This window comes from Streptomyces pristinaespiralis (assembly GCF_001278075.1).
Taxonomy (GTDB): domain Bacteria; phylum Actinomycetota; class Actinomycetes; order Streptomycetales; family Streptomycetaceae; genus Streptomyces; species Streptomyces pristinaespiralis.
In genome coordinates, this window is record NZ_CP011340.1 from 6,346,367 (window position 1) to 6,357,674 (window position 11,308).

General features: G+C 71.8%; 13 protein-coding genes. 9 read left to right on the forward strand and 4 right to left on the reverse strand.

Going from position 1 to position 11,308, the window contains the following annotated elements; genetic code table 11:
- Nucleotides 1-20 precede the first annotated feature (20 nt).
- From ybaK to SPRI_RS27070, 4 genes are all read right to left on the reverse strand, one after another.
- Nucleotides 21-533: a Cys-tRNA(Pro) deacylase gene (ybaK, locus tag SPRI_RS27055; protein WP_005318739.1), complete on the reverse strand. Its 513-nt coding sequence runs from the start codon at nt 531-533 to the stop codon at nt 21-23.
- A 16-nt stretch (nt 534-549) separates the two neighbouring features.
- Nucleotides 550-1,290, reverse strand: coding sequence for an LON peptidase substrate-binding domain-containing protein (locus SPRI_RS27060; RefSeq protein ID WP_005318741.1), 741 nt, complete (start codon nt 1,288-1,290; stop codon nt 550-552).
- Nucleotides 1,291-1,333: 43 nt separating this feature from the next.
- Entirely contained in the window at nt 1,334-2,362 is a 1,029-nt protein-coding gene (locus tag SPRI_RS27065) for a hypothetical protein (RefSeq protein WP_037774945.1), read from the reverse strand.
- Nucleotides 2,363-2,465: 103 nt separating this feature from the next.
- Nucleotides 2,466-4,067 (reverse strand): hypothetical protein, encoded by a 1,602-nt coding sequence (locus SPRI_RS27070; protein ID WP_005318744.1) that lies wholly within the window; start codon nt 4,065-4,067, stop codon nt 2,466-2,468.
- 151 nt (nt 4,068-4,218) lie between these two features.
- Between SPRI_RS27070 and hisD the strand changes: the two genes are divergently transcribed.
- From hisD to bdeA, 9 genes are all read left to right on the forward strand, one after another.
- Nucleotides 4,219-5,553, forward strand: coding sequence for a histidinol dehydrogenase (hisD, locus tag SPRI_RS27075; protein WP_005318746.1), 1,335 nt, complete (start codon nt 4,219-4,221; stop codon nt 5,551-5,553).
- Nucleotides 5,550-6,683 carry a histidinol-phosphate transaminase gene (locus SPRI_RS27080; RefSeq protein ID WP_005318748.1) on the forward strand — a complete coding sequence of 378 codons (1,134 nt, stop codon included), beginning with the start codon at nt 5,550-5,552 and terminating at the stop codon, nt 6,681-6,683. Before hisD ends, SPRI_RS27080 begins: the two co-directional genes overlap by 4 nt.
- Complete coding sequence (gene hisB, locus SPRI_RS27085) at nt 6,683-7,279, forward strand: imidazoleglycerol-phosphate dehydratase HisB (protein WP_005318751.1); 597 nt, start codon at nt 6,683-6,685, stop codon at nt 7,277-7,279. The genes SPRI_RS27080 and hisB overlap by 1 nt, the downstream gene beginning before the upstream one ends.
- Nucleotides 7,276-7,443 (forward strand): hypothetical protein, encoded by a 168-nt coding sequence (locus SPRI_RS38930; RefSeq protein WP_005318753.1) that lies wholly within the window; start codon nt 7,276-7,278, stop codon nt 7,441-7,443. The genes hisB and SPRI_RS38930 overlap by 4 nt, the downstream gene beginning before the upstream one ends.
- Entirely contained in the window at nt 7,440-8,090 is a 651-nt protein-coding gene (gene hisH / locus SPRI_RS27095; RefSeq protein ID WP_005318755.1) for an imidazole glycerol phosphate synthase subunit HisH, read from the forward strand. The genes SPRI_RS38930 and hisH overlap by 4 nt, the downstream gene beginning before the upstream one ends.
- Nucleotides 8,090-8,815, forward strand: a complete 726-nt coding sequence (gene priA, locus SPRI_RS27100; protein WP_005318757.1) for a bifunctional 1-(5-phosphoribosyl)-5-((5-phosphoribosylamino)methylideneamino)imidazole-4-carboxamide isomerase/phosphoribosylanthranilate isomerase PriA — start codon at nt 8,090-8,092, stop codon at nt 8,813-8,815. Before hisH ends, priA begins: the two co-directional genes overlap by 1 nt.
- Nucleotides 8,812-9,246, forward strand: coding sequence for a RidA family protein (locus tag SPRI_RS27105; RefSeq protein WP_037774947.1), 435 nt, complete (start codon nt 8,812-8,814; stop codon nt 9,244-9,246). Before priA ends, SPRI_RS27105 begins: the two co-directional genes overlap by 4 nt.
- The gene (gene hisF, locus SPRI_RS27110; RefSeq protein ID WP_053557412.1) at nt 9,243-9,998 is read left to right on the forward strand and encodes an imidazole glycerol phosphate synthase subunit HisF; all 756 of its coding nucleotides are present in this window, start codon (nt 9,243-9,245) and stop codon (nt 9,996-9,998) included. The genes SPRI_RS27105 and hisF overlap by 4 nt, the downstream gene beginning before the upstream one ends.
- A gap of 261 nt (nt 9,999-10,259) precedes the next feature.
- A complete protein-coding gene (bdeA, locus tag SPRI_RS27115) occupies nt 10,260-11,159 on the forward strand; it encodes a bis(hydroxyethyl) terephthalate hydrolase (protein ID WP_053557413.1) in 900 nt (299 codons plus the stop codon).
- The last annotated feature ends 149 nt before the right edge of the window (nt 11,160-11,308 follow it).

Below are 11,308 nucleotides of genomic sequence, written 5' to 3' on the forward strand. Positions count from 1 at the left end.
GGCCCCCGGGTCCCGCAGGACTACGCGCGGCCGATCGGGGCCAGGGTCGCCGAGGTCAGGGTGGCCAGATCCGTCGGGGACAGTTCGACCTCCAGCCCGCGGCGCCCCGCCGACACGCAGATCGTCTCGTGCGCCGCCGCCGACGAGTCCAGCACCGTCGGCAGCCGCTTGCGCTGCCCCAGGGGAGAGATGCCGCCCCGGACGTAACCCGTCGTGCGTTCCGCCGCCGCCGGGTCCGCCATCGTCGCCCGCTTGCCGCCGACGGCCGATGCCAGCGCCTTCAGGTCGAGCTGGCCCGCGACCGGGACGACCGCCACCGTCAGCGCGCCGTCGACGTCCGCGACCAGGGTCTTGAACACCCGCTCGGGAGAGACGCCCAGAGCCTCCGCGGCCTCCTCGCCGTACGAGGGCGATGCCGGGTCGTGGTCATAGGCGTGCAGGGTGAACGGGGTGCCCGCCGATGTGAGGGCCACCGTCGCCGGCGTACCGCCCGACTGCTGCTTCTTCGTCTTCTTCGTCGCGTTCTTCGCCAAGGCAGGGATCCTCGCGTCAGTTGGGGCTGGTGGGCCGCCACGTCAGATCGACGGCCGGCAGCGACGGCAGGTGCCGCAGCATCGCCGTCTCCGCCCGCAGCAGTGTCAGTTCCTCGCGCAGCCGGGTCGCCGTGTCCGGCGCCTGGAGCAGCCGCTGCTTCGCAGGGGTGTCCAGCACCGCCGCCGCGGCGACGAGGTAGGAGACGACCAACGGCTCGTCGGGCAGTTCCGCACCGGTCGACAGCGAACGCTCGCGCGCGCCGGCCAGCCGCTTCTGGTAGCTGCGGAACGCCCGCAGCACGCCTTCCGCGAGGGTGGCGGCGCCGTCGCCCTGCTCCTCCGGGATCTCTTCGAGCTCCGCGGTGAGGAACGGCCCGCTCGCGTCGACCGACAGCAGTTTGACGCGGGTCGTGCCGGTGGCGAGCACTTCGAAGCTGCCGTCCCCGCGTTCGCGGACGGTCGCCGCGTCGGCGATGCAGCCCACCCGGTGGAAGGCCTGGATCGGGTCAGGGCCGAAGCCGGCGGCGGGGCCGCGTTCCACGACCGTGGTCGGGTCGGGCATCCCGGGGGAGGCCGGTGCGACCTCGCGGCCGTCGCGGATGGCGACCACGGCGAAGCGCCGGGGCTCCTCCTCGTCCGTCTTCAGCAGCTCGCGCATCATGGCGCGATAACGCTCCTCGAAAATGTTCAGTGGCAGCACAAGGCCCGGGAACAGAACCGAGTTCAGCGGGAAGAGCGGCAGGCGAGCGGTGGTCACAGCGGTCAAGAGTAATGGTCGAGCAGGCGGACCCGTCCTCCCCCTACGACCTGGCGGCCGCGGGAGGTGCCCCCAGTCGTCCACGCAGCGGCGTCGCCGACGCGACCTCGATCCGTACGTCGTCCCTGGCCCGGAGGAACCGGCCGAGCGGATCCTCGGTCACCGACGACCACGGAAACGACGTCGCGTGAGGGCCGATCAGCCGGAACTGGTTCAGCGCCTCCGCCCAGCGTCCCCGTGCCACCAGCACATAGGCGAGCAGGTTGCGCACCTCGGCCGGCCAGGGGTCGCCGGGCCCGTATCCGTGGGACAGCGCGATGGCGAGGTCCGCGGCCGCGTCGATCCGGTCGTCCTGCACCGATGTCCTGGTCTCCCCGCCGAGCAGCTGGGCGAAGGCCGCCCGTACCGGCAGGGCCTGCACCAGAGAGCCGGGGAGCGCGTCGGCGGCGGCCTGCTCCGCGAAGTCGAAGCACTCGCGGTGCGAGCCGTACCACTGGGCGGACAGGTATTTGAGCGCCGCCACATGGCAGCCGTAGTGGTGCGAGGAGCGGCGGACAGCCTGCTCCCACAGCGTTTCGAAGGCCGTGTGCGTGGCGTGCGTGCCGCGCGCGTGGTCGAGGGCGATCCGCCAGGGCACGGGGTCGCCGGGACCGGCCTCCGCCGCGGCGGCGATCAGCGGGGCCACCTCGCGGAGCTGTTCCGCGCGGGCCGGCGACTCCCAGGCCCTGCGGACCGCGAGCTCGGCCTTGACCACGAGGGCGTCGGCGTCGCGCGGGGTCGCGCGCAGCCAGTCGCCGAGCCATTCGTCCCGGTTCCGGGCGAACGCCGCGAGCCTGACGACGTACCGGTCGCGGTTCTCCCATTCGGCTGATTCCCGTGTGGTCGCCAGGAGCTTCGCGGCCGGTTCGTACTCTCCGACCGCAGCCGCGACCAACGCCGGACCGAGCCGGTCGTCGGGGGCGTCGAGCAGTACCGCCTCGTCGGGGGCGAGGCAGTCGGTGAGCCGTGGCGTATGACGGATCATGCGCGCGGTACGGATCAGGGCGCGGATCAGTGACATGGTGCGGACCATTGAAAACGCGCAGGTGAACGCCGCGCCAGAGGGCAGCTGTGAAGCTTTGGTGGCAACGGAATGGTTGTCCGGGCCGAAGTCAAGAGACGGTAAAGAAAGCGACTCAACCGCGACGGAGGAGCCGGGAGGCGCCCGCCGCGACCGTGGTCGCGAGGATCCAGCCCAGCAGCACCAGGACGGCCGCCGCCCATTGCCATCCGCCCTGGAGCCGCCAATGGCCGTCCTGGCCGAGATTGATCACCGGAATGAGCAGATCGAGGGCGTACAGCGCCGGGTTCCACTCGGGATGCTCGTCGGGCTTGATCGGCGGCGGGGCGACCTGGGCGAAGGCGATCGCGCCGGCCGCCCAGAGCACCGCCATCCACAGGGCGGCCCGGCCCGGCCGGTAGCCGTACGCCACCGTCAGGTCCTGGAGATAGCCCCACAGCTTCCCGGCCAGCGGCAAGGTCTCCCGGCGCCGGCGGTTCTTGGCCAGCAGCACCTCACGGGCGTCCGCGTCCTCGCCGCTGTTGCGCAGGACGGTCGCCAGCCGCTCGTACGGCTCCGGCGAGTACTCGGGGGTCGCCGAGGCGACCCACTCCAGCCGCCGGGAGAGCGGGAACTCCTCGTACGGCACCAGGTTCTCGTAGACGAAGCCGCCCATCGCGAGCCCGCCCGGGCCGGGCCAGCTCGCCGCCAGGTCGATCAGCGTCACGACCTTCGCGCCGTTCAGCACGACCCGCCCCTCCTCGGGGCGCTCCGCGTTGAACCGCAGCTCGGGAGTGGCGATCCGGCGCAGGGACAGCTCCTCGCGCGGGCTCAGCACGAACCGCGCCCGCTGGAGGTCCACCGCGTCGCCGAACCGCCCGTCGTCGAGCCGGACGCCGCCGTGGCACTCGAAGGGCTGGAGCCGGGAGCCGCGCGCGGGGGTGCCGTAGGCGGCGATGCCGAACGGGGGAGTGGCGCCCTGGTTCCCCGTGGCCACGCTCACCCAGGCGCCCGTCATGTACAGCGTGCGCTCCACGCTGAGCTGGGGGGCGTTGAGCGCACGGCGCTCCGCCGCCGCCCGCAGCCGGCTGCCGCGCAGACTGAGCGAGACCCCCACCTTCGCGCCGCGCAGGCTGAACTCGCCGTAGGTCTCTATCAGTTCGGCCTGTAAGTCCTGGGCGACCGACATGCCGTCCGCGGTGATCGCCCGGCCCCGGCGGTCCGGCCGCACATGGATCTGGTTGATCAGCAGGTCCGTGCCGATCTGGGCGTCCGTGAGCCGGATGCCGTGCTCGACGCGACAGCGGGGCAGGTGCAGATCGCCCTCCGTGCGCAGCCTGGCCGCCTCGATCCGCGGGATCGCGCAGCCGACCATGCGCACGGTGGTGAAGTGCGCCTCCGGCATCAGCAGCTCGTTCTCGAAGCGGCAGCCGTGCAGCTCCACGTACGGGGAGATGCTGCCGCCCGCCAGCTTGAGGGTGCCGGTGATCAGGACGCCGCGCAGTTTGAGCGCGCAGACCCGGCCCGGCCGCGCGGCGGGTCCGCTCAGCAGCAGGCGGGCCACGATCGACGCCCGGACGCTGCGCTCGGGACCCCAGGGCAGGGGGGAGAAGGGATCGTTCAGCAGGGGGTCGGTGTCACTGAGGTCGTACGTGCTTCCGTTTCTGAAGGCGTTCCACATGTGGAGCTCGGTCGGGGTCAGCCCGTCCGGCGGCCCGTCGTCCAGCGGCTCGGTCACTGCCGCTCCTCCGCTTCGTTGGCTCGTACAGCTGTTCTTCCCTCTGAGTGACGGCCTGAACGCTAGTGGTGATGGTCAACTTGTGGGGTTCGTATCAGCCACTGATACGGGAATCGACCGTGGCAACCGGTCTGAGAGAATTGACCCCGTGCTGCGATCTAACTTCCTCGCTCGAATCGATCTGCGCGGCGACGCCCTCCCCGAGGGTGGCGCTCTGCGCGACCTGCTGCCCCGTGCCGACTTCGACGTGGCGGCCGCCCTGGAGAAGGTGCGGCCGATCTGCGAGGACGTGCATCATCGCGGCGACGCGGCGCTGATCGAGTACGCGGAGAAATTCGACGGTGTGCGGCTCGACCAGGTCCGGGTGCCCGCGGCCGCGCTGACGCGCGCGCTCGAGGAGCTCGACCCCGCCGTCAGGGCGGCGCTCGAGGAGTCCATCCGCCGGGCCAGGATCGTCCACCGCGCCCAGCGCCGCGGCGAGCACACCACCCAGGTCGTCCCCGGCGGCACCGTCACCGAGAAGTGGGTGCCGGTCGACCGGGTCGGTCTGTACGCCCCCGGCGGCCGCTCGGTCTACCCCTCGTCCGTGATCATGAACGTGGTCCCGGCGCAGGAGGCGGGCGTCGGGTCGATCGCGCTGGCCTCGCCCGCGCAGAAGGAGTTCGCGGGCCTCCCGCACCCCACGATCCTCGCCGCCTGCGCCCTCCTCGGCATCGACGAGGTGTACGCGGCCGGCGGCGCCACCGCCGTCGCGATGTTCGCCTACGGCACCGAGTCCTGCGCGCCCGCGAACATGGTCACCGGCCCGGGCAACATCTGGGTCGCCGCCGCGAAGCGCTACTTCACCGGCCGGATCGGCATCGACGCCGAGGCCGGCCCGACCGAGATCGCCGTCCTCGCCGACGCCGGCGCCGACCCCGTCCACGTCGCCGCCGACCTGATCAGCCAGGCCGAGCACGACCCGCTGGCCGCCGCCGTGCTGGTCACGGACTCCGAGGAGCTGGCGGCAGCGGTCGAGCGCGAGCTGGAGCCGCAGATCGCCGCGACCAAGCACGTCGAGGACCGGATCATGCCCGCGCTCCGCGGCCGGCAGTCAGCGATCGTGCTCGTCTCCGACATCGAGGACGGCCTCGAGGTCGTCAACGCCTACGGCGCAGAGCACCTGGAGATCCAGACCGCCGACGCCGCCGCCCTCGCCGCCCGGGTCCGCAACGCGGGCGCCGTCTTCGTCGGCCCGTGGGCCCCGGTGTCGCTGGGCGACTACGCGGCGGGGTCCAACCACGTCCTGCCCACCGGCGGCTGCGCCTGCCACTCCTCCGGCCTGTCCGTGCAGTCCTTCCTGCGCGGCATCCACATCGTGGACTACACCCGGGACGCCCTCGCGGAGGTCACGCACCACGTGGTGACGCTCGCCGAGGCGGAGGACCTGCCGGCACACGGCGCCGCCCTCAAGGCCCGCTTCGACTGGAAGGTGCCGGGGCAGTGACCGACAGCAGGAGCACCACCTCCCCGTGGGACGACCTCCCCATCCGGGACGAGCTGCGCGGCAAGTCGCCCTACGGCGCCCCCCAGCTCGACGTCCCCGTCCGGCTGAACACCAACGAGAACCCGTATCCGCTGCCCGAGGCGCTCGTCGAGCGCATCGCGGAGCGGGTGCGCGACGCGGCCCGGGAGCTCAACCGCTACCCCGACAGGGACGCGGTCGAGCTGCGTACCGAGCTGGCCCGCTACCTCACCCGCACGACCGGCCACGAGGTCGTCAGGGAGAACGTCTGGGCGGCCAACGGCTCCAACGAGGTCATCCAGCAGCTGCTGCAGGCCTTCGCCGGTCCCGGCCGGATCGCCATGGGCTTCGAGCCGTCGTACTCGATGCACGGCCTGATCTCCCGCGGCACCGGCACCGGCTGGATCTCCGGCCCGCGCGGTGACGACTTCACCATCGACATCGCCACCGCCACCGCGGCCGTCGCAGAGCACCGCCCGGACGTCGTGTTCATCACCTCGCCCAACAACCCCACCGGCACCGCGGTCGACGCCGGTACGGTCCTCGCGCTGTACGAGGCGGCACAGGCGGCGAAGCCGTCGCTGGTCGTCGTCGACGAGGCGTACGTGGAATTCAGCCACCGGCCGTCGTTGTTGCCGCTCATCGAGGGCCGCCCCAACCTGGTGATCTCCCGCACCATGTCCAAGGCATTCGGCGCCGCCGGACTGCGCCTCGGATACCTGGCCGCCCACCCCGCGGTGGTCGACGCCGTCCAGCTGGTGCGCCTGCCGTACCACCTGTCCGCCGTCACCCAGGCCACCGCCCTGGCCGCGCTGGAGCACACCGATACGCTGCTCGGGTACGTCGAGCAGCTGAAGACCGAGCGGGACCGCCTGGTCACGGAGCTGCGGGCGATCGGCTACGAGGTCACCGACTCCGACGCCAATTTCGTGCAGTTCGGCCGGTTCGACGGCGAGGACGGCGCACACAAGGCGTGGCAGCGGATCCTCGACCGGGGCGTACTGGTCCGCGACAACGGCGTACCGGGACGGCTGCGGGTCACCGCGGGCACGCCCGAAGAGAACGACGCGTTCCTCGATGCGGTTCGCGCACTGAAGAAGGAGCAGCACTGATGAGCGGCCGCGTAGGACGGGTCGAGCGCACCACCAAGGAGACCTCGGTCGTCGTCGAGATCAACCTCGACGGCACCGGCAAGGTCGACGTCGCCACCGGCGTCGGCTTCTACGACCACATGCTCGACCAGCTCGGCCGGCACGGTCTGTTCGACCTCACCGTCAAGACCGACGGCGACCTGCACATCGACACGCACCACACCATCGAGGACACCGCCCTCGCGCTGGGCGCCGCCTTCAAGCAGGCCCTCGGCGACAAGGTCGGCATCTACCGCTTCGGCAACTGCACCGTGCCGCTGGACGAGTCGCTCGCCCAGGTCACCGTGGACCTGTCGGGCCGCCCGTACCTGGTGCACACCGAGCCCGAGAACATGGCGCCGATGATCGGCACGTACGACACGACGATGACCCGCCACATCTTCGAGTCCTTCGTCGCGCAGGCGCAGATCGCGCTGCACATCCACGTCCCGTACGGCCGCAACGCCCACCACATCGTGGAGTGCCAGTTCAAGGCGCTCGCCCGTGCCCTGCGGTACGCCTCGGAGCGCGACCCCCGGGCGGCCGGCATCCTTCCCTCGACGAAGGGCGCCCTGTGACCGGCCTCTCGACCATTCTCATCGTCGTCGGGCTGTTCCTCGCCGGCGGTGCGTACTCGTTCTCCAAGCAGGAGATGCCCAAGGGCACCGTCGTACTGCTCGCCGGAGCGTCCGCGATGTGCCTGATCGCGGGTGTCATGCGGATTCAGGGGATCTGGGAATGACCACAGCGACGCCACAGAAGAAGGTCGTCGTCTTCGACTACGGGTTCGGCAACGTCCGCTCCGCGGAGCGCGCGCTCGCCCGGGTCGGGGCCGACGTCGAGATCACCCGCGACTACGACAGGGCGATGAACGCCGACGGACTGCTCGTCCCCGGCGTCGGCGCCTTCTCCGCCTGCATGGACGGCCTGAGGCAGGCCCGTGGAGAGTGGATCATCGACCGGCGGCTCTCCGGCGGACGTCCCGTCATGGGCATCTGCGTCGGTATGCAGATCCTGTTCGCCCGCGGGATCGAGCACGGCGTGGAGACCGAGGGCCTCGACGAGTGGCCCGGCACCGTCGGCCCGCTGAAGGCCCCGGTCGTGCCCCACATGGGCTGGAACACCGTCGAGGCGCCCGCCGGCAGCGAGCTCTTCGCCGGCGTGGACGACGACGCCCGCTTCTACTTCGTGCACTCCTACGCGGTGCGCGAATGGGAGCTCGAGGTCACCAACCCGGCCATGCGCGCGCCCCAGGTCACCTGGGCCACGCACGGCGAGCCCTTCGTCGCCGCCGTCGAGAACGGCGCCCTGTGGGCCACCCAGTTCCACCCCGAGAAGTCCGGCGACGCCGGCGCCCAGCTGCTGACCAACTGGATCGAGACCCTCTGATGCCGAAGCTTGAACTCCTTCCCGCAGTCGACGTCCGCGACGGCCAGGCCGTCCGTCTCGTCCATGGCGAGTCCGGCACCGAGACGTCGTACGGCTCCCCCCTCGAGGCGGCCCTCACCTGGCAGCGCGCCGGCGCCGAGTGGCTCCACCTCGTCGACCTCGACGCCGCCTTCGGCACCGGCGACAACCGGGCGCTGATCGCCGAGGTCGCCGGAGCCATGGACATCAAGGTCGAGCTGTCCGGCGGCATCCGCGACGACGCCTCCCTCGAGGCCGCTCTCGCCACCGGCTGCCGTCGTGTCAACCTGGGCACCGCGGCACTGGAGACCCCCGAGTGGGTCGCCAAGGTCATCGCCGAGCACGGCGACAAGATCGCCGTCGGTCTGGACGTCCGCGGCACGACACTGCGCGGCCGTGGCTGGACCCGCGACGGCGGCGACCTCTACGAGACCCTCGCCCGGCTCGACTCCGAGGGCTGTGCCCGTTACGTCGTCACCGACATCGCCAAGGACGGCACCCTCCAGGGCCCCAACCTGGAGCTGCTGAAGAATGTCTGCGCGGCGACCGACAAGCCGGTCGTCGCCTCCGGCGGCGTCTCCTCGCTCGACGACCTGCGCGCCATCGCGTCGCTGGTCCCCGAGGGCGTCGAGGGCGCCATCGTCGGCAAGGCGCTGTACGCCAAGGCCTTCACCCTGGAAGAGGCCCTCGCGGCGGTGTCCGCATGACCGCAGGCCCCCCTTCCGGTTCCGGCCCGGTGCGCCGGGTCGGCTCCGGCGGCCCCTGGGAGGAGGCCTTCGGCTACTCCCGTGCCGTCGAACTGCCCAACGGCCTGGTCCTGGTCTCCGGCTGCACGTCGGTCGTCGGCGGCCAGATCGCCGCAGGGAGCCCGTACGAGCAGACGGTCACCGCGTTCGGCGTGGCGATCGACGCGCTGAAGCAGCTCGGGCTCGGCGCGGGTGACGTCGTACGCACCCGGATGTACATCACGCACGCCCGCGACGTCGAGGACGTCGGGCGAGCCCACAAGGAGATCTTCGGCGACGTCCGGCCGGCCGCGTCGATGCTCGTGGTCTCCGGCTTCGTCGACCCCTCGCTGGTCGTCGAGGTCGAGGTCGAGGCGTACCGGCCGACCGGAACCGATGGAGGTGCCGCATGACCCTCGCGGTACGGGTGATCCCCTGCCTGGACGTCGACAACGGCCGGGTGGTCAAGGGCGTCAACTTCCAGAACCTGCGCGACGCGGGCGACCCCGTCGAGATGGCGAAGCTGTACGACGCCGAAGGCGCCGACGAGCTGACCTTCCTCGACATCACCGCCTCCTCCGGCAACCGGGAGACCACCTACGACGTGGTGCGCCGCACCGCGGAGCAGGTGTTCATCCCGCTCACCGTCGGTGGCGGCGTGCGCAGCGCCGAGGACGTCGACAGGCTGCTGAGGGCCGGCGCGGACAAGGTCGGCGTCAACACCGCGGCGATCGCGCGGCCCGAGCTGATCCGCGAGATCGCCGAGCGGTTCGGCCGCCAGGTGCTGGTGCTCTCCGTCGACGCCCGGCGCACCGCGGACGGCACGTTCGAGGTGACGACGCACGGCGGCCGCAAGGGCACCGGCATCGACGCCGTCGAATGGGCGCACCGCGCGGCCGAGTTGGGCGCGGGCGAGATCCTGCTCAACTCCATGGACGCCGACGGCACCAAGGACGGCTACGACACCGAGATGATCGCCGCCGTGCGCAAGCACGTCACGGTCCCGGTGATCGCCTCCGGCGGTGCGGGCCGGCTCGCCCACTTCCCGCCGGCGATCGACGCGGGCGCGGACGCGGTGCTCGCCGCCTCCGTGTTCCACTTCGGCGACCTGCGGATCTCGCAGGTGAAGGACACGCTGCGGGAGGCGGGCCACCCGGTCCGCTGAGGCGCTGCCCGAAGGGGCCGGCAAGGACTTCGCGTCCTGCCGGCCCCTTCCGCTGTGTGCGGGGGCCGGGTGGGCGGCCCCCGAGGTGCGGACGCCGGTCCGCGAGGAGACCGGTGAACTTGCCGATGCCGTACCGGGGTCCGGGCCCCGACGGTGGTACCGCCATCAACACGGCGGTACGCGACCGGCACGGCGGACTCCTGGCGACGACGGGTCAGGTCCTGCGGCGCGTAACCGCCTCGACCCGAGAGGACCCTCCTCGTGCACCTCACCCCCACGAGCCGCTCCCGCCGCCGTTCCCTGCTGGGCGCGGCCGCCGCCGCGGCGGCAGCCCTGTGCGCCACCCTCCTGCCCGGCACGCAGGCCCAGGCGGCCGACAACCCGTACGAGCGCGGTCCCGCTCCGACCGTCGCCTCCATCGAGGCCCTGCGCGGCCCGTACTCGGTCTCCGAGACGTCCGTCTCCTCGCTGGCGGTCTCGGGCTTCGGCGGCGGCACCATCTACTACCCCACGTCCACCTCGGACGGCACGTTCGGAGCCATCGCCATCTCGCCCGGCTTCACCGCCTACGAGTCGTCCATCGCGTGGCTCGGCCCCCGGCTCGCCTCCCAGGGCTTCGTGGTCTTCACCATCGACACCAACACCGTCTACGACCAGCCCGACAGCCGGGGCGACCAACTCCTCGCCGCGCTGGACTACCTGACCCAGCGCAGCACGGTCCGCGGCCGCATCGACAGCACCCGGCTCGGGGTCATGGGCCACTCCATGGGCGGCGGCGGCACGCTCGAGGCCGCCAAGACCCGTCCCTCGCTGCAGGCGGCGATCCCGCTGACCGGCTGGAACCTGGACAAGACCTGGCCCGAACTGCGCACGCCCACCCTGGTGGTCGGCGCCGACGGCGACACGGTCGCCTCGGTCTCCTCGCACTCGGAGCCGTTCTACGAGTCGCTGCCCGCGTCGCTCGACAAGGCGTACCTGGAGCTCAACAACGCCAACCACTTCACGCCGAACAGCAGCAACACCACGATCGCGAAGTACAGCATTTCGTGGCTGAAGCGGTTCATCGACAACGACACCCGGTACGAGCAGTTCCTCTGCCCGCTGCCGCGGCCCAGCCTGACCATCGAGGAGTACCGGGGCAACTGCCCGCACACCTCCTGACCCAGCGGGAGCGGCTCCCCATCCGGAGCGGCTCCACCCGGACGACGTGACGTTGCCGGTGGCGGACGACCGCCACCGGCAACGTGCTGTGCGGGCGCGGCGGCGGTGCGTTCGGTGCGGGCGGTGCCGGCCGTGCAAGGGGTGCAAGC

Bases quoted from the DNA above. Each gene is read 5' to 3' on its own strand.
- hisB (WP_005318751.1), top strand. From the start codon at position 6,683: ATGAGCGGCCGCGTAGGACGGGTCGAGCGCACCACCAAGGAGACCTCG.
- hisH (WP_005318755.1), top strand. From the start codon at position 7,440: ATGACCACAGCGACGCCACAGAAGAAGGTCGTCGTCTTCGACTACGGG.
- hisF (WP_053557412.1), top strand. From the start codon at position 9,243: ATGACCCTCGCGGTACGGGTGATCCCCTGCCTGGACGTCGACAACGGC.
- SPRI_RS27065 (WP_037774945.1), bottom strand. From the start codon at position 2,362: ATGGTCCGCACCATGTCACTGATCCGCGCCCTGATCCGTACCGCGCGC.
- SPRI_RS27105 (WP_037774947.1), top strand. From the start codon at position 8,812: ATGACCGCAGGCCCCCCTTCCGGTTCCGGCCCGGTGCGCCGGGTCGGC.
- priA (WP_005318757.1), top strand. From the start codon at position 8,090: ATGCCGAAGCTTGAACTCCTTCCCGCAGTCGACGTCCGCGACGGCCAG.